We start from the raw sequence: 18,034 nt of genomic DNA, 5'->3' as shown, positions 1-18,034 counted from the left end.
CTCGGGCGGAACCTGTCACACACGTTCCATGTCATATTCGCCGCGCAACCCGGTGCCGTACCGTTGCAACGCGCCATCGGGACCCACCGCATTGGGACGGTTGAAAATCCAGTTCTGCCACGCGGTCAGGCGGCCAAAGATGCGAGTTTCCATGGTTTCGGGGCCCGCGAAACGCAGGTTCGCCTCCATCCCGGTCATCGCGTCAGGGCTGAATGAGGCGCGCTCTTCCTCGAAGATGCGGATCTCGTCTTCCCAGTCGATGTCATCCAAGATCATGGTCACAAGGCCCAGCTCGTCGGCTGCTTCGGCATCCAGTGCGGTGTTTTTATGGTTTTCCATCTGGCCAGCCGCATTGGGCGTACCGTAGAACCGGGTTTCAAGCCGGGTCAGGTCATTGCCCATAGGCAAAGGTCCGAAATTGGCATCGGTCAAAGTGACCGTCGCCAAGGGACGATTGTCGCCTTCGAACTCGTCTTCCATCATATACGTACGATCCACCGCCCACAGGATTTCGGCCAGAATACCCGTAAAGCACGAGCCATGTTCGACCAGCGCGGACATCGACCGCGAAGTGACGTCGATCCGTTTCAGTAGGCGCTTCCAATATTGCAGCACCTCATTAGCCAACCAGTGATCGCGATTGGCCAGCAACAGCGCCTCATGCGCCTGAAACAGCTCGGGGTCGCCTTGGGTGCGGAAGACCAGCAGGCCCAACTCCATTTCGTTCAGGCGCAGATGCAAGATGGCATCGTCCAGTTCGCGTGCCAGCCGCAACAGATAGGCCTGATCCCCTTGCGCCGTGAACGCGGCCATGTCCTGCGGCGCGTCGGCATCCGGGCCACTGATCGTCACGGTCGCCTTGCGGGCATCCCGATCAACAGCCACCTCAATCAGGCTATACGTGACCGAGCCATCTTCGCCGACCGTCTTGTCCAACGGACCCAAAGCAACCCCAGTGGCATCCGGCTTGGGCATCGCGGCGGCGAATTCGCGGGCACGTTCTTGCACCGTGGCGTCGAACTTGGAGTTCGGCACGACCTCATCCACCAGACGCCAATCCAGCGCCCGCTTGCCTTTGACCCCTTCTTCGGTCGAGCAGAACACATCGGCCAGATCGCGCCGCACCTTGCGTTTATCCGTCACCCGCGTCAGCCCACCAGTTCCGGGTAGAACCGCCAACAGAGGCACCTCGGGCAGCGCGACCGAGGATGTGCTGTCATCGGTCAGCATGATGTGGTTGCAGGCCAGCGCTAGCTCGTAGCCACCCCCGGCGCAGGCGCCTTTGACGGCGGCAATATATTTCTGGCCGCTGTCCTTTTCGGCGGCTTCGTAGGTGTTGCGCGTCTCATTGGTGAATTTGCAGAAGTTCACCTTGTGGCTGTGGGCAGCCCCCCCGAGCATCCGGATATTTGCACCCGCGCAGAACACCCGGTCCTTACCGGATTGCATGACGACCACTTTCACCTCGGGATGTTCAAAGCGCATCCGTTGCACGATATCGGCCAGTTCGATATCGACGCCCAGATCGTAAGAGTTCAGCTTGAGTTGATACCCCTCGAACAGCCCCTGATCTTCGTCGACATCCATAATCAGGTTCGCAACCGGCCCATCATATTCCACCCGCCAATGGCGATACTGCGATGGATCGGTCTGAAAATTGATGACCTTGGTCATGTGCAACTCCTACGTTCAGTCATGCAGAATAGTGCGCTGCATGTATCGAGTAAAGGAATGAGTGCAAAATAACGCATACTTTAGATACATTATTTGCCAGTCCCACCCTCTATTTCTAGCTTTTTGTGTATTATTTTGCACATTTCACCATTCAAACCCAGAACAGCCCGTCCTGCCCGGTCCACCGCCTCGCAAGCCAGATCGTCGGACAAGGTCATTAGCCGCGCCATCGCGCGAGGCTGCCCCATCCGACCTTTCAGACAGGCGTTTGCGTATTGGATAACCGCCTGCACCATCAGACGTTCTGGCGAATTGGGCGGGCAGGCCAGCCAGACGGCCTCGAGCACCTCATGCGCCTCCCAAAAATACCCTTCGTTCAGAAAAGCCAAGCCGCTGGTCCAGGCAGATGTATCCACCAGATCCGACGGCGCAACATCCGACAGGCCGGTTTTCAGCGGGTCAAACAGACCTTCGGGGTGACGCGCTGTCTGACCCGGTACGTAGGCGTGCGGAGGCCAAAAGTCGCCGGTCATGCCATTTCGGGCATTGCGTGTTCCAACCGCTCAAGCCGGGCGGTGAACTCTGCGATTGCTGTCAGGGTTGCTGTGGGTTGATCAAACTGAGGGGCGTGCCGACAATTGTCCAGTATGGCTGTTTCGACCGGGGCATAGCTGCGGGTTTCAACCTCGGCAATCTGAGCCAGTGTGCCATACTGATCATCACGCCCCTGAATCGCAAGCGTCGGAATGCGCAGGTAGTCGATGACATCCGCCACGTTCCAGTTGCGGAAACCGGGGTCCAGCCACGCATCACACCAGCCACTGAAGGTCGCGGCGGGGTCACGGTGATACGCAGCCAACCGCCCGGCCAGATCGTCGGTATCGAACGCCTCCCGTGCGGCGGCAATCGAGGCCAGCCCCATCTCTTCGGTAAAGAAATGCGGCGCCATCAGGATCAGCCCCCGCACCCGCTGGTCCGAGACCGAGCCTGCATAGATCGCCGCTATTGTTGCACCGTCAGAATGGCCCAGTAGAACCGCTCGCTGAATGCCAGCCTGATCCAGAAGGGGACCCAGAACCTGCTGCGCTTCGACGGTCATGTAGTCCAGAGGACGCGGCAACTCAGCTGCATCAGACCTGCCATAGCCAGCACGGGAATAAGCCAGAACGCCAAAGCCGGTTGCAGCCGACACCTCAGCCGGGAAATCCCGCCACATCGCGACGCAACCCAGCCCTTCGTGCAGCATCACGATGGTTGGCGCATCCTGTGACGCAGGGCCCCAGGTGCCGTATTCCAATTCCGTGCCGTTCACATCCATGCGGCCCGAGCCGCCATCCTGCCAGATCATGCGGTTTCCCTCAGTTTGAAACGTTGGATTTTGCCGGTTGCGGTTTTGGGCAGATCATCCACCACCTCGACCCAGCGCGGATATTTCCACTTGCCAATCCGGTCTTGGACAAAGTCTTTCAGATCCCCAATCGCATCCACGCTTTGACCATCTTTCAGAACGACAAAGGCGCGGGGCTTGTCCAAGCCTTGCTCGTCGGCATGGGCCACAATCGCGGCCTCAAGGATGGCGGGGTGTTCGATCAGCGTCTGTTCAATCTCGAACGGACTGACCCAGATGCCGGAAACTTTGAACATGTCATCCGTGCGCCCGCAATAGATATAGCGACCCTCGGCCGTGCGCTCGTATTTGTCGCCGGTCCGGGTCCATTGCCCCTCGAAAGTCGCGCGCGATTTCTCGCGCCGGTTCCAATAGCTTTCGGCCGAGGATGGGCCACGAACTAGCAGCTCGCCCACCTCGCCATCGCCAACCTCGTGATCGGCTTCGTCGACCAGACGCACGTCATAGCCGGGCACCGCCGTGCCGGAGGTTCCATAGACAATGTCTCCGGGTCGGTTCGACAGGAAAATGTGTAGCATCTCGGTCGAGCCCACGCCATCCACGATCTGCGCACCCATGTGCTTTTCCCATGCCTCACCCACCTCGCGCGGTAGCGCCTCGCCAGCCGAGGTGCACAGGCGCAGATTGGGCTCACTTTGCAGATCGCCCGCCTCGAACCGTGCGTTCATCGCGGCAAAGAAGGTGGGCACGCCGCAAAACAGCGTCGGCTTGTGCGCGGCAATGATCTGGAACGCTACGTCCGGCGTTGGGCGGCCACCCAGCAGGATCGTCGTTGCCCCTACCGACAGCGGAAAGGTCAGCCCATTGCCCAACCCATAGGCAAAGAACAGCTTGGCGACCGAGAACATCACGTCTTCTTCCCGGATACCCAGCACCTGCGCCCCGAATGTATCGGCGGTGGCCCGAAGGCTGGACTGCACATGGCGCACACCTTTCGGCAGACCCGTTGAGCCCGAGGAATAGAGCCAGAACGCGGCCTCATCACTGTCCGAGGTGACGGTTTCCACTGGCGTGGCCCCATCCATGAACGCCTCAAGGCTGGTGGTGCCATCGGGCGCGTCGCCTATGACAATCACCTGCCGCAGATTTGTATTGCCTTGGATCGCAGGTGCGACCGTGGCCCACATCTCGGCCGATACGATCAGAACCGTCGCGCGGCTATCATTCAGGGTCGCGGCGTAAACCGGCGCGGATAGCAATGTGTTGATCGGCACGGGAATGGCCCCGGCCTTTATCGCGCCCCAGAACAGGATCGGAAATTCGATCTGGTCCAGCACGACCATCGCAACACGCTCTTCCCGGCGCACGTCATGGCGCGCCAGCGCGCCCGCAAACCGCGCGCTTTCCTCGGCCAGGGCGCGATAGGTCAGCGTGCGTTGCTGTCCGTCGGCCTCGTGAAAGGCCACTTTGTCGCCGCGCCCTTCGCGCAGGTGACGATCCACAAACCAAAGGGCTGCATTCTGGTTTTCTGACACGGGTTCCTCCTCCCCTCGACAGGCCAGCGGCTGCTTGCCGGAAAAACAATCACCCTGCTACGCGACCCATTTCCCCAATGGGGTCGCCTCGTTCGGGGATCATTCGAATCGAGGTTTTTGGAAAATTCCGCCCCGACGCCTGAAATATGCGTTATAATGCACATTTCTCGGATATGTTTGCAACGGTGTTTTTTGCGTTTGTGCATTTTCTTGCACAAATCGGCGCAGATCAGCCAAATGGGATCAGGAATAGGGTGATCGCCGGGAACAGCACCAAAAGGACAACACGCAGGATGTCAGATCCGACAAAGAACAGCACGGCCTTGTAGGTCTCGGTCATACGGGTTTCACGGTCCATCGTGTTGATCACAAACAGATTCATCCCGACTGGAGGCGTAATCAACCCGACCTCAACCACGATCAACACAAGGATACCGAACCAAATGGCTGTGCGCTCTTCGGCGATGCGGTTGGCCATGCCTTGTGTGACTCGGATACCGATCTCTTTCTGCAAATCGCGACTGATCTCGGCCCCCGAAGCGATCAGGGCTTCGACTTCAGCACGAATCTCAGGAGCGATGTCAGCAGCTCCGGCAAGCGCAGTACGGGCTGCATCATGTTGCATCGCGATCAGGTCGACCAAGCCGAAATCCAGCACGGATATAACCGGGTAGAAGATGGGAATCGTCAACAGGATCATGCTGAGGCTGTCCATCACACAACCAAGAACCAGATAAAACACAAGGATCAGCGCCAGAATTGCCCAGGGGCTGAAGCCTTGGCTCAACACGAAATTCGCCAGTTCCTGCGGAACATTCGTCAGCGCCAGAAACCCGTTATAAAACCCTGCGCCCAGAATGATGAAAAAGATCATCGCGGTGGATTTGGCTGTGGTGGTGAAGCTGTCTTTTAGCGTCGACCATGTCAGCCCCCCATTCGCAAGCGCGATCAAGCCAGTTCCAGCCGCCCCCACAGCAGCGCCTTCCGTGGGCGTGAACCACCCCGCATAAATGCCGCCGACGACGCCGCCAAAGACAACCAGCACGGGCCAGACGTCCAGCAACAGCCGAAACCGTTCACGGTAGGGCACGGCAGGACGGGTTCCGGCGCTGTCTGGGTAAAGGCGCACATAGACCGAGACGGCAATCACATAACCCAAAGCCGCCAGAACGCCGGGAATGAATGCAGCGAGAAACAGCTTGGCAATATTCTGTTCGGTCAGGATCGCGTAGATCACCAACACGACTGAAGGCGGGATCAGAATGCCCAACGTCCCCCCCGCGGCCAACGTGGCGGTCGAGAAGCCACCGGCATAGCCATACCGACGTAACTCAGGCAGTGCCACGCGCCCCATTGTGGCCGCCGTGGCCAACGAAGACCCGCAGATCGCCCCGAACCCAGCGCAAGCTCCGATCGCGGCCATGGCGACACCGCCCCTACGATGGCCCAGAAAACCCTCTGCCGCTTTGAACAGAGCCGTCGACATCCCGCCCAGCGTGGCAAAATACCCCATCAGCAGGAACATCGGCACAATCGACAGGGAATAGCTGGAGAAGGTCGTGTAGGTCTCGGATTTCAACCGGCCCAGCGGGATGTTCATGTTTCCGGTGACAGTCACGATGCCGACTAGACCGGTGACGAACATTGCCAACCCGATCGGCACGCGAGCGAAAATCAACAAAAGCAGAGCGGGAAAGGACAGCAACCCAATGGCGAGATCGCTCACGGCAGGATTTCCTTTCCTGTCGCGCATTCGCGGATGCGGATGCCCGCCATATAAAGACCGACGACCGCCGCCACGACGGCCGCGCACAAGCTGGCGGCATAACCCCACCAGACGGGGAATTGCAGGATAAACGTATTCTCACCAAACCGCAGCTTCGCCATCATGCCCCCGAACAACTGTACTGCGATCAGCACCAAAACGGCGGCAAAGACCACCTCGGCCAACATCCGCAAGATACGGTCAACCCGAGGCGATAGTTTCGAGGTGAAAATATCCACGACCGCATGACCCGAATTCAGCTGGCAGAGCGGCAGAAAAGCAAAGATAGCAAAGGCCACACCCGCTTCGACAATCTCGAAATCGCCATTGATCGGCCCGACACCCAACCCAAGCGCCCATTCGGAAAAACCCGGCGCAACCTGCCCGATCCAACCATGCAGCAGTGTATTGAGGGACCGGCCCAGAACCGAAATACAGATCAACAGGATCAAAGCCGTCAGAACAGCACCGCCCAGCAATGCCATGCCGCGCGCCAGCTTTTCTATCGTTTGGTGCATGTCCCCTCCACCAACGGTGCCGATGCAGATTTTGGTCTAAATGCCGCGCGGCGTTCGGATTACGCCGCGCGAAAAGTCCGGCTTAGCTGCCGTACTCGTTCATCAGCGCTTTGGCTCGATCGATCAGGGCCTGACCGTCAATGCCCTTTTCGTTCATCTCGGACAGCCAGGTGTCATAGACAGGCTGTGCGGCCTCGGCCCAGGCGGCAGATTGTTCGGCGTCCAGTGTCACCACGTTGTTCCCGCGATCCAGCGCGATTTCACGTGCGGGCTCGTCATAGGCCTGCTGGACTTCGCCTGCGAACATGGAGAACTCCAGACCCGAATTGTCGTCGATGACGGCTTTCAGGTCATCCGGCAGCGCGGCGTACTTGTCCTTGTTCATGGCAAGAACGAAGGTAACGGTATACATCATCGGCCCAGTGAATTCGGTGTGATTCTCCACCAGTTCCGGCACTTTCAGCGCCTTGGTCACTTCCCACGGAATCGTCGTGCCGTCGATCACACCCTTGGACAGCGCCTCGGGCACCGCGGGCACGGGCATACCCACCGGGGTCGCGCCCAACGTGCTGAGCAGGGCGTTGACCTGACGCGAGGCGCCACGGATTTTCATGCCGTTGAAATCGTCTGGCGTCAGAACCTCTTTGTTGGCGTGGATCATGCCGGGGCCGTGGACCCAGCCACCCAGAACCTTCACGTCCGAGAATTCACGCGCGGCGATGTCTTCTTCCAGCAAGGTCCAGAACGCGGCCGAAGCGGGCTTGGCGTCATTCACCAGGAAGGGCAGTTCGAACACTTCGGTCGACGGGAAGCGGCCCGGCGTATAGCCGATGACGTTCCAGGTCATGTCGATCACGCCGTCGATCACCTGATCCAGCAATTCCGGTGGCTTGCCGCCCAGTTGCATCGAAGGATAGCGAGTGATTTCGATACGTCCGCCCGAATCCTCTTCGATCTTGTCGGCCCAGACGTCGATGATTTTCGATGGGATCGTCGCCTGCGCAGGTAAGAAGCTTTGCAGGTTGAATTCATATTCGGCAGCCGTTGCCGCCGTCCCCATGCTTAGGGCCAAAGCCCCTAACGCCCCGATCAGCGTGCGTTTGATCTTCATTGGTTCCTCCTCCTCTGCGCGATGCGTCGCGATGCAATTTAATGCATAACATGCATAATATCGCAACTTTTTTTGCAAACCCGCTTATCATCAGTCCAGCGTCCTAGGTCCGATACGGGCCGGTATCCACTCATCGCATGGGATCATGTATGGCCCCCTTATGCTTTTATCGCAACGGTATGGCCGCATCCGTGCGTTGCGAAACCTCTTGCACAATGCAATCCTGCATAGCGGGGACAGGAGGATAAGATGCGGACGCAAGTTCTTGTGATCGGCGGTGGGCCGTCGGGTTTGCTGTTGTCACAGCTTCTGGCAACGCAGGGAATCGACAGCATTGTTCTGGAGCGTCGGACGAAGGACTATGTGTTGGGCCGCATCCGCGCCGGCGTGCTGGAGCAGGGTTTTGTCGACCTGATGGATCAGGCAGGCGTCAGCGCGCGCCTGCACGCTGAGGCAATTGAACATAGCGGCACGTTGATCGCGGTCGAAGACGACTACTTCCGGGTCGACTTCCAGCACCATACCGGCACCCCGGTTCTGGTTTACGGCCAGACCGAAGTGACCCGCGACCTCTATGACGCGCGCGAGGCCGCAGGTGGCGCGATGATCTTCAACACCGAAAACGTCACCATTCATGACGCTGAAACCGACACTCCCTATGTGACCTTCACCACCGATGGGCAAGATCAGCGTATCGATGCGGATTTCGTCGCGGGCTGCGACGGATTTCACGGGGTCAGCCGACAAACCATCCCGCTGTCGGTCCGGCGCGAATACGAAAAGATCTATCCTTTTGGCTGGCTGGGCATTCTGTCCGAAACCCCGCCTGTGCATCACGAATTGATCTATGCCTCGTCCCATCGCGGCTTTGCGCTGTGCTCTATGCGCAACGAGGCGCTGAGTCGCTATTACATCCAGTGTTCTCTGTCCGATCACCCCGAAGACTGGACCGATGCCGCCTTTTGGGCCGAGCTGAAACGCCGCATTCCAAAGGAATTTTCCGATCGCCTAGTGACTGGCCCGTCGATCGAAAAATCGATCGCGCCACTGCGTTCCTTCGTGACCGAGCCGATGCAGTGGGGGCGGCTGTTTCTGTGCGGGGATGCCGCGCATATCGTGCCCCCAACCGGGGCCAAGGGGCTGAATACGGCGGCCTCGGACGTGCACTACCTGTTTCAAGGTTTGAAGGGCTATTACCAAGACGGGTCTGAGGCCGGGATCGACACGTATTCGCAAAACGCTCTGGCGCGGGTTTGGAAGGCCGAGCGGTTCAGCTGGTGGTTTTCAACGCTGCTCCACCGCTTTCCCGACCAGTCCGAATTTGACCTCAAGATGCAACGGGCCGAAATTGACTTTCTGCGCACCAACGAAGCCGCGCAAAACGCGATGGCCGAGAACTATGTGGGGCTGCCGTATTGAAGATGACCGACGAAAAGGGGAACGTGATGGATCGCCATGCAACCGGCATGTCCGTGCGCCGCAAAGTTCTGGGCGACGCCCATGTAGATCGCGCCGAGGCGCGCAAAACCGCCTTCGACGCGCCGTTTCAGGACATGATTACCGAGACCGCGTGGGGCACGCTGTGGGCGGATGACACGATCACCCCGCGCGAGCGGTCTATGATTACGCTGGCACTGCTGGCCGCGACGCGGAACTTTGACGAGATCCCCATGCATGTGCGCGCCTGCGCCAATACCGGGGCCTCGAAAGACGATATCCTTCAGGCTTTCCTGCACGCCGCCGTCTATGCCGGCGTTCCCTGCGCCAATCGGGCCATTGCCCTTGCCAAACAAACCTTTTCCGAGATGGAGGACATGGCGGAATGACCCAGCTTTTCCCACGCGACAGGGCCTGGCATCCGCAAGCCTTGGACCCCAACTACAAGACCAGCGTGACGCGGTCTCCGACACAGCCGCTTTTGTCGCTGGAAGGAACCACAAGCGAGCTGTCCGGCCCGACCTTTGGCCATAGTGACATCGACCCGCTGGACAATGACCTGCTGCGCAATTTCGCTACAACCGGCGATCCGGTGGGTGAACGTATCCTGCTGCACGGACGGGTGCTGGATGAAAACGCCCGCCCGGTGCCCAATACTCTGGTCGAGATATGGCAAGCCAATGCCGGAGGGCGGTATCGCCACAAGAAAGACACCTATCTGGCCGCTATCGACCCGAATTTCGGCGGCTGCGGGCGAACGCTGACCGATGATCAGGGTTACTACCAGTTTCGCACCGTCAAACCCGGCGCTTATCCTTGGCGCAACTGGGTCAGCAGTTGGCGGCCTGCACATATTCACGTGTCAGTCTTCGGAACCAGCTTTGCGCAGCGCCTGATCACGCAGCTTTACTTTGAAGGCGACCCGCTGATTGCCAAATGCCCGATCATCAACACGATCCCCGACCCGCGCGCTGTTGACCAACTGGTGGCCGTGCTGGATATCAACGCCTCCGTTCCCTTCGACTGTCTTGCCTATAAATTCGACATCGTGCTGCGCGGGCTGCGGTCGACCTATTTCGAAAACCGGCCCGAGGGGAACTGACCATGGTGCAAAAGCTGAACTATCTCAAGGAAACACCCTCACAGACCGCCGGGCCCTATGTGCATATCGGGCTGGCCCCCGGAGACGCCGGGTTCGATATCTACCGGCACGAGTTAGGCCGTGACATCGCGGGGCCAGACGCGTCAGGGACGAAGATCACTGTGCGCGGTGTGGTACGCGACGGAACCGGCGCGCCGGTCAAGGATGTACTGATCGAAACATGGCAGGCGGACGCAAATGGCGTTTATCCCGATCAGGGCTCTGTTGATCCGGGCTTTCGTGGCTGGGGCCGTGTGATTCCGGATTTCGACACGGGTGAATGGGCGTTCGACACAATCAAACCGGGCACCGTGACAGACCAATCCGGCGCGGTGATGGCCCCGCATATTAACTTGTGGCTCGTTGCTCGTGGGATCAATCTAGGCCTCAACACCCGGCTTTATTTCCCCGATGAAATGGCGGCAAATGCGTCGGATCCGGTGTTGAACCTGATTGAACAGCCCGCGCGCAGGCAAACTCTTATCGCGGAACAGGTGGAAGGCGGCTACCGGTTCGATATTCAATTACAAGGCCCCTCAGAAACGGTGTTTTTCGATGTCTGATCCTGTCTCACAAACCCCCTGCATCATCTGTGTGGCGATCACCGGATCGGTGCCGACCAAAGCCGATAACCCGGCCGTTCCCATCAGCGTGCCGGAGCAGATCGAAAGCACGCACGAAGCGTTCGAGGCTGGAGCCTCTATCGCTCATTGCCATGTGCGCGACGCCGAGGGCAAACCCACCTCGGACCCCGACCTGTTTGCGGCGCTGAAGGACGGGATCGAAACGCATTGCCCCGGCATGATAGTGCAGCTCTCCACCGGAGGTCGTTCGGGTGCGGGCAAGGCGCGTGGGGGTATGTTGCCGCTGTCCCCGGACATGGCCTCGCTTTCGGTGGGGTCGAACAACTTTCCGACGCGTGTTTATGAAAATCCACCCGATCTGGTGAACTGGCTGGCCAGCGAGATGGTAGCATACGGCGTTAAACCCGAGATCGAGGCCTTTGACCTGTCGCATATCCTGCAAGCGGCCCGGATGCACCGCGAAGGGCAATTGCCCGATACACCCTATGTCCAATTTGTCATGGGGGTCCGTAATGCCATGCCCGTGGATCGAGATGTATTCGATTTCTACGTCAAAACCGTGCACCGCCTGCTCGGAGACGTCCCATGGTGCGCCGCCGGGATCGGGGCTGGGCAGATCAAGCTGAACGAATGGTCCATCGCGGCGGGCGGGCATGTGCGCACAGGGCTAGAGGACAACGTGCGTCTGGATCGCGAAACACTGGCCCCATCCAATGCAGCGCTGGTGCAGAGGGCTGTCGATCTGTGCCACGCCCATGACCGCCCAGTTGCAAATGTAGACCAGGCGCGCGCCATTCTGGGCCTGCGCCCGGCTGCGGCCTGACGCCAGGCCGGACGACCCAAGATAAGGACAACGACGATGACCGATCTGTTCTCGCACCCCTGGTTTTCCGGCCTGTTCGGCGACGCCGAGGTGCAGGACATCTGGTCGGCGGAGCGGTCGCTCGCCCACATGTTGGCCTTCGAGGCCGCCTATTCGCGCGGCTTGGGCGCAACCGGCAAAATCCCCGCCGACCAAGCGGACGCTGCTGCCGCATGGATTGAACAAGCCGTGCCCGGAATGGATACCTTGCGCGCGGGCGCCATGGCGGATGGGCTGCCTGTACCAGCTCTGGTTCAGGCCCTTAGATCGGATGCAGGACCACTGGCCCCGGCCATTCACACCGGAACAACATCCCAAGACGTAATGGACACCGCGCTGGCCATGACGCTGCGCGAGACCAGCAACCTGCTGCAAATACGCCTGTCGCAACTGTCGGACATGTTGTGCGACCTGAGTAAACAGTTTGGTGAATGCAAAATCATGGGGCGCACGCGGATGCAAGCCGCCCTGCCCGTCACCGTCGGCCACCGGATCGGAACCTGGCGCAGCCCTTTACATGCCTTTCATCAGACTATCGAAGACATTCGCCCTAAGATCGAGCGCGTTCAGCTAGGCGGCCCTGTTGGCGATGGCCAGACGATTGGGACCGCGCAGCGGGATTTGGCGGCCCATATTGCCACCTCTTTGGGGTTGCATGACGTGGATCATGGTTGGCAGACCGACCGCAACGGTTTGGTTGATTATGCCAATCTGTTGTCGCGGATATCAGGCTCGCTTGGGAAAATCGGGCAGGATATTTGCTTGATGGCCCAACAGGGCGTGGACGAGATCACGCTGTCCGGTGGCGGGACATCTTCGGCCATGCCTCACAAACAGAACCCTATACTGGCCGAACTGCTGGTAACCCTGGCTCGGTTCAACGCAACACAGATATCGGGAATGCATCACGCATTGGTGCATGAACAGGAAAGATCCGGCAGCGCTTGGGCGTTGGAATGGATGATCTTACCGACTATGGCGCAGACCACGGCTCGGTCACTCACTGCGGCGAGCACACTGTGCTCTCAGATCGTTTCTATTGGTGTCGCGCCCGCCTGACGCCGCTCTGCTTGTTGACTTGATCCCTGCACCGCTTGGATTCAACCGACAGAACTGTTTTGGGGGGACCTAGCAAAGTTGCGACCACTCCACTCCATTTTTTCGACAAGCTCATGAAACTATGCTTTGGAAGCGATGGCCTTTGCAAAACATAGGCAACGATCAGACTAAACCCTGAAAGGTTATCCCCCTTTTAATTTGCGCTGATCGCCTGCCCTGACGCATCGAAGAACTGCAGTTTCTCAGGCGCGAAAAGAAGGCCAACCTGCATTCCGGCCTTGATCTGCGTATCCCCGCCAAGGCGAACCGTCACCTTCTCATCAAATCCGCAGTCGACGATAACGAACATGTCGGCCCCAAGGTATTCGACAACCTCGACCACGCCATCACTATTCCCCGCACCAGATTCAACAACGCTGATATGTTCAGGACGGATACCCAACCGGGTCGCGTCACCTGTTCGGTCAAATGGGCCAATGCCACCATTTTCCAGACGAAACCGGTCCCCCGCCACAGAGCAAGGCAACACGTTCATCTTTGGGCTGCCAATGAACTGCGCGACAAAAAGGTTGGCGGGGCGTTCGTACAACTCGCGCGGAGTGCCCACCTGCGCGATCTTGCCGAATTCCAGCACCACGATGCGATCGGCCAGAGTCATCGCTTCGACCTGATCATGGGTAACATAGATCATGGTTCGGTTCAGACTTTGGTGCAGTTTCGCGATCTCATAACGCATTTCGACCCGCAGAGCGGCATCAAGGTTGGACAAGGGCTCGTCGAACAGGAACGCAGTGGGGTCGCGCACGATCGACCGGCCGATCGCGACACGCTGTCGTTGGCCGCCGGAAAGATCCTTGGGGCGGCGCTCCAGATAAGGATCCAATTTGAGAACCTCGGCAGCCTTTCCCACACGTTCAGCTATTTCAGGTTTCGACACGCCCGCAACTTTCAACGAAAAACCCATGTTTTCGGCCACGGTAAGGTGAGGGTATAGCGCATAGGACTGAAACACCATCGTCAGCCCCCTCTTGGAGGGCGGATGGTCGGTTACGTCATCGCCATTGATCAGAAGCGATCCGCGCGAGATATCCTCGAGCCCACCGATCATCCGCAACAATGTGGACTTGCCGCAACCAGACGGCCCCACGAAAACGACAAACTCACCGTCTTGGATTTCCAGGTCGATGCCTTTGATCACCTGAACTTCGCCGAACCATTTCTCGACGGCTTTAAGCTGGATACTCCCCATCAGTTCTTCCCCGCCCAATGCAGCCAAACCGCAGCCGTCCAAGTGAAAGAATTGCCTCCTGCCGGGCCTCCGGTAAGAGGGTCGAAATACTCGGCAAATCCGTGGCCCGCGATAAGCCGGGCTGTTTTCAGACGCAAGGCTTCGGCTTCAACCCCATGGCCCATCTCGGCCAGTCCGAAACCTGTCAGCATGTTCATGAATGCCCATGTCGGGCCGCGCCAGTAGCGGCGTTCGTCAAACTTGGGCATTTGCGGGTCATAGCTTGGAATGGGGTGTGGGACAGTAGTCAGAACCGTCTTGACCCGCTCAAGCATCCGGTCAGAGTCAATGCCCGCATACCAACACAAGTAGCTGGCGTTTGAGACGCTGTCCGCCCATTCACCGGTATGCGCATCGCGCGAGTCAAACGCACCAAGCGCGTCATTCCAAAGCGAACGTGCGCCGGTTTCCAGCATGTCCACATCCTCACTGAGCCCTTCCGCCTTTAACCCCAGACCGTTGCTGATAGCCAACAGATCGCGGGCGGCGCGCAAGGTTGTGAAACTCATGGTTGGATCGGCCACACGGAATGGATTCAATGCCAGCAGTTTCTCCTGATCCCAGCCAACCTCGCGCCCGATGTTCACCAGTTTGATGTAACGGTCGTAATCGTATTTCGTCGGTCGGTCCGCGCTGTTCACGTGGCTGGTGTCACGGCGCTGATATTCACCCACATCCGAGGCATCAATCGCCGCCATCGTATTGTCCCAATCTGGCGCGTTGTCCCGCCCGGCCTCCCACGGATGCGTCGTGCAAACTGCACAGTGATCGTCCAGCCGCCATGCCATGATCCAGCGATGCCAGGCCAGCATTTTGGGAAATAGCGCGCGCATCCTCTCTACCCCAATGGTCGGGTCTATGTCCAAAACCCGCCGGGCCATTGTGGCGGCCAGTGGTGGTTGGATTATGCCCGAAGACGGGATAGGTCCGGTGCCGCCCCAAACATCCGGTCCCGGAAAGTAACCCGGGTCGGGCTTGTGAAACAAGATATGCGGAACCATGCCATCCGCCCATTGGCCCGAGAACAGCGTTTCAAGTTCGGTCCAGGCGCGCGTGATGTCGAACTCGGCAAAACCCAGCGCGGCAATCGCGCTGTCCCAGTTCCACTGATAGGGGTAAAGGCCGCTGGTGGGGATGGTATAGCCACCGCGATCATTGGCGATCAGAATGTTGCGGGCCGATTCACTTGGGGTCGTATAGTAGTTCATGTCAGTCATCCTTTGACCGAGCCTGCCGTCAGGCCCTTGGTCATGAAACGTTCAAGCCCCAGAAACAGGGCCATGATCGGAACGGTGGCAATCACCGCACCGGCCATCAGGTGTTGGCGTGGAATTTCCGAGGAATTCAGCATTGTGACACCTCGGGTCAGGGTGAATTTCGACGGGTCATCCAGCAGCATGAAGGCCAGCAGGAACTCGTTCCAGGCGATCATGAAGACGTAAAGCGAGACCGAGGCCAGTGCCGGCAGGCTAAGCGGCAAGGTGATCTTCCAGATCACTGCCAACCGCGACAGGCCGTCCATCAGACCCGCCTCTTCGACCTCGGTCGGCAGGCCGCGGAAATAGCCTTGCAGCATGTATAGGGCGACCGGAATCGTCGTGACCGGGTAGATCATAACGATGCCCAGGATCGAGTTGCGCAGCCCGGTCAGCGAGAACGCGATGTAGATCGGCAGCGCCAACACGATCATCGGCACCATGTAGATCAGCAGGATTGAGCGCGAGAAGGCCTTTTGGCCTTTGAACCGGAACCGCGCCACTGCGTAGGCACCGGGTACGCTGAAGGCCAGCGTGATGAACACCGTCAGGACCGAGACATAGAAGGATGTCCACAGGTAGGTGCCGAAATTGAAGTCGCGGAACAGCTCGGTATAGCTGCGGAACAACGCACTGCCCTGCGACAGGTCGACCGAGAAATCCAAAGGGTTCTGCAATAGCGCCTGTTGCGATTTCAGGCTGGTCATGACCATGACGTAAAAAGGGATCACAACAATGGCGGTGAAAAAGATATAGCCAAAGCCGGTGCAGAACCGGATCACGGCCTCCTCGAATTCGTGCCGTGTGAGTTCCCCAAACGGCGTGTCCCGCAATATCGCGGTAAGCGACAGGTGCGTCACGACAGCCATGGCAAAAACGGTCACCAACAACGCCTGCAGGGACGTTTCAGAGCCGATCAGAACGGGACCAAAGCGCGTCAGGGCCGACAGTCCTAGCATGGTCGACAGACCAAGCCGCGCCATAGCGTGTCGTTCGGGGTAACGCACATAGATCAACCCGGCTACAGCGCCCCAAAGAAGGCAGAGCAAAACCTGCGGTCGAAACGCCGCTCCTGTCGAGAAAGACATGGTAATGGCGACGGTGGTCGCAATCACAACCAGCCAGAGCACGCCCAAGGCTGGACCAGTCAAATAGCCTTTGCGCATCACAGGCCCTCCTCTCGGCTGATGAAACGGAAGAAGACAAAGCTGAAGGCGATCAGGCACATCAGGATCACCACGGCCACCGCCGCCCCTGCCCCGATATTGGAAATCGCAAAGGCCTGTTCATAGACGTTGACGGTCAGCGTACGGGTCCCCGCGTTGCCGCCGGTCAGCAGGAAAATGTCGTCGAACTTGTTGAACGTCCAGATAAAGCGCAGCAGGAACAGCACCGACAGGATGCCCAGCAGTTGCGGGATGCTGAGCAGCCAAAACTTCTGGAACGGCGACGCCCCATCCATATCTGCCGCTTCATACATACTAGAGTCGATGGATTGCATCCGCGCCAGAATGAACAGGAAGGACAGCGGAAAATAGCGCCAGATCTCGAACACTGTCACCATGATCAGGGCCAGAGGACGTTCGCCGAAGAAATTGATAGGCTCACTGCTGAGCCCCATTTGCACAAGCAGCGCATTGGCCGAACCCGAGAAGGGGTCGAACAGCGTAACCCAAGTAAAGGCCACGGCAATGACCGGGGCCACGTAGGGGAACAGGTAAAGACCCCGTATGATCCCCTGCCCTTTGAAACTTTTGTTCAGCAACAGGGCTGCGAACAATCCCATCACCAGCGCTCCGATCGTGCCGAACACCGTGTAGAACAGCGTGACCCACAAAACGCCCCAGAACTCATCCCCGTCAAAAACGCGGGCGAAGTTTTCGAGGCTGAACTCGAAATTGGTCAGAACGCTTGGGCCACTTCCAGTTATGCTGGGTTCGGACCCTTCGATCAGATCTTCGAAAGTATCCGGGTCACCTTCCAGCGTGACCGGAATGCGAACACGTTCGCGATAGCCACCTTCGAGAGTGCCGAAATCACAGAACAAATCCTGCCCGTCCAGCACGCAAGGGGCCAAGACCTCGCCCGCGGTCACGCCATCCGGCAAAACGTCGGTTAAGGTGACACCGGTGACAGCAATATCCTGACTGGAGTTTCGCACGCGGTATTCAATCCGCAAATCATCACCTGATCCGCGCAAGCTCTCGCGCACAACGGGTGCGGGCGGCCGCAGATCGGACAAGGTGAACGGCTTGAAACTGATCCAGAAGATCGCCAGCAAGGGCAGGATCACGACAAGTGATACGCTGATTACGGTCGGGGAAAGCAACGCCCAGGCCAGACGCGCCTCGCGTTTGGCTAGCGCCCCGGTTCCGGTCGGTGGGGTGGCCGAAGACATAAGGGACCTCAGAGGTTTAGGTGTAGCGGCGCGCACGCCGCTACAAGTGCCGGTCAAG

17 protein-coding genes are annotated in these 18,034 nt (G+C 58.7%); 6 read left to right on the top strand and 11 right to left on the bottom strand.

Annotated elements, in window-relative coordinates; translation table 11 throughout:
• Positions 1-15: 15 nt before the first annotated feature.
• The 7 genes from boxC to ABWV79_RS10785 form a co-directional block, all read right to left on the bottom strand.
• Complete coding sequence (gene boxC / locus ABWV79_RS10815) at positions 16-1,674, bottom strand: 2,3-epoxybenzoyl-CoA dihydrolase (protein ID WP_353391878.1); 1,659 nt, start codon at positions 1,672-1,674, stop codon at positions 16-18.
• 89 nt (positions 1,675-1,763) lie between these two features.
• Positions 1,764-2,207 (bottom strand): DUF309 domain-containing protein, encoded by a 444-nt coding sequence (locus tag ABWV79_RS10810; protein WP_353391877.1) that lies wholly within the window; start codon positions 2,205-2,207, stop codon positions 1,764-1,766.
• A complete protein-coding gene (locus ABWV79_RS10805; protein WP_353391876.1) occupies positions 2,204-3,022 on the bottom strand; it encodes an alpha/beta fold hydrolase in 819 nt (272 codons plus the stop codon). The genes ABWV79_RS10810 and ABWV79_RS10805 overlap by 4 nt, the downstream gene beginning before the upstream one ends.
• On the bottom strand, positions 3,019-4,557 hold the full coding sequence (locus ABWV79_RS10800) for a benzoate-CoA ligase family protein (RefSeq protein ID WP_353391875.1): 1,539 nt from the start codon (positions 4,555-4,557) through the stop codon (positions 3,019-3,021). The genes ABWV79_RS10805 and ABWV79_RS10800 overlap by 4 nt, the downstream gene beginning before the upstream one ends.
• A 229-nt stretch (positions 4,558-4,786) precedes the next feature.
• The gene (locus tag ABWV79_RS10795; RefSeq protein ID WP_353391874.1) at positions 4,787-6,283 is read right to left on the bottom strand and encodes a TRAP transporter large permease; all 1,497 of its coding nucleotides are present in this window, start codon (positions 6,281-6,283) and stop codon (positions 4,787-4,789) included.
• Positions 6,280-6,840: a TRAP transporter small permease gene (locus ABWV79_RS10790; protein WP_353391873.1), complete on the bottom strand. Its 561-nt coding sequence runs from the start codon at positions 6,838-6,840 to the stop codon at positions 6,280-6,282. Before ABWV79_RS10790 ends, ABWV79_RS10795 begins: the two co-directional genes overlap by 4 nt.
• A gap of 82 nt (positions 6,841-6,922) precedes the next feature.
• On the bottom strand, positions 6,923-7,951 hold the full coding sequence (locus tag ABWV79_RS10785) for a TRAP transporter substrate-binding protein (protein WP_170355237.1): 1,029 nt from the start codon (positions 7,949-7,951) through the stop codon (positions 6,923-6,925).
• Positions 7,952-8,200: 249 nt separating this feature from the next.
• On the opposite strand from ABWV79_RS10785, the gene pobA reads away from it, so the two are divergent.
• From pobA to ABWV79_RS10755, 6 genes are read left to right on the top strand one after another with little or no spacing between them, the layout of a single operon-like run.
• The gene (pobA, locus tag ABWV79_RS10780; RefSeq protein WP_353391872.1) at positions 8,201-9,370 is read left to right on the top strand and encodes a 4-hydroxybenzoate 3-monooxygenase; all 1,170 of its coding nucleotides are present in this window, start codon (positions 8,201-8,203) and stop codon (positions 9,368-9,370) included.
• A gap of 2 nt (positions 9,371-9,372) precedes the next feature.
• Positions 9,373-9,777 (top strand): 4-carboxymuconolactone decarboxylase, encoded by a 405-nt coding sequence (pcaC, locus tag ABWV79_RS10775; RefSeq protein ID WP_170771687.1) that lies wholly within the window; start codon positions 9,373-9,375, stop codon positions 9,775-9,777.
• A complete protein-coding gene (pcaH, locus tag ABWV79_RS10770) occupies positions 9,774-10,490 on the top strand; it encodes a protocatechuate 3,4-dioxygenase subunit beta (protein WP_353391871.1) in 717 nt (238 codons plus the stop codon). The genes pcaC and pcaH overlap by 4 nt, the downstream gene beginning before the upstream one ends.
• A gap of 2 nt (positions 10,491-10,492) precedes the next feature.
• Complete coding sequence (pcaG, locus tag ABWV79_RS10765; RefSeq protein WP_353391870.1) at positions 10,493-11,092, top strand: protocatechuate 3,4-dioxygenase subunit alpha; 600 nt, start codon at positions 10,493-10,495, stop codon at positions 11,090-11,092.
• Positions 11,085-11,936: a 3-oxoadipate:acetyl-CoA acetyltransferase gene (locus ABWV79_RS10760; protein WP_353391869.1), complete on the top strand. Its 852-nt coding sequence runs from the start codon at positions 11,085-11,087 to the stop codon at positions 11,934-11,936. Before pcaG ends, ABWV79_RS10760 begins: the two co-directional genes overlap by 8 nt.
• A gap of 36 nt (positions 11,937-11,972) precedes the next feature.
• Entirely contained in the window at positions 11,973-13,034 is a 1,062-nt protein-coding gene (locus ABWV79_RS10755) for a 3-carboxy-cis,cis-muconate cycloisomerase (protein WP_353391868.1), read from the top strand.
• A gap of 193 nt (positions 13,035-13,227) precedes the next feature.
• Here ABWV79_RS10755 and ABWV79_RS10750 read toward each other — a convergent pair whose 3' ends face one another.
• From ABWV79_RS10750 to ABWV79_RS10735, 4 genes are read right to left on the bottom strand one after another with little or no spacing between them, the layout of a single operon-like run.
• On the bottom strand, positions 13,228-14,283 hold the full coding sequence (locus tag ABWV79_RS10750) for an ABC transporter ATP-binding protein (RefSeq protein WP_170355244.1): 1,056 nt from the start codon (positions 14,281-14,283) through the stop codon (positions 13,228-13,230).
• Entirely contained in the window at positions 14,283-15,530 is a 1,248-nt protein-coding gene (locus ABWV79_RS10745; RefSeq protein ID WP_353391867.1) for an MGH1-like glycoside hydrolase domain-containing protein, read from the bottom strand. Before ABWV79_RS10745 ends, ABWV79_RS10750 begins: the two co-directional genes overlap by 1 nt.
• A 5-nt stretch (positions 15,531-15,535) precedes the next feature.
• Positions 15,536-16,744 (bottom strand): carbohydrate ABC transporter permease, encoded by a 1,209-nt coding sequence (locus ABWV79_RS10740; RefSeq protein WP_353391866.1) that lies wholly within the window; start codon positions 16,742-16,744, stop codon positions 15,536-15,538.
• Complete coding sequence (locus tag ABWV79_RS10735; RefSeq protein ID WP_170754350.1) at positions 16,744-17,976, bottom strand: carbohydrate ABC transporter permease; 1,233 nt, start codon at positions 17,974-17,976, stop codon at positions 16,744-16,746. The genes ABWV79_RS10740 and ABWV79_RS10735 overlap by 1 nt, the downstream gene beginning before the upstream one ends.
• Between the last annotated feature and the right edge of the window lie 58 nt (positions 17,977-18,034).

Origin of the sequence: Ruegeria sp. HU-ET01832 (assembly GCF_040371315.1) — a bacterium.
GTDB classification, from domain to species: domain Bacteria; phylum Pseudomonadota; class Alphaproteobacteria; order Rhodobacterales; family Rhodobacteraceae; genus Ruegeria; species Ruegeria lacuscaerulensis_A.
The sequence above is the reverse complement of the archived record's forward strand: the minus strand, read 5'-3'. Positions and strand labels throughout refer to the sequence as shown.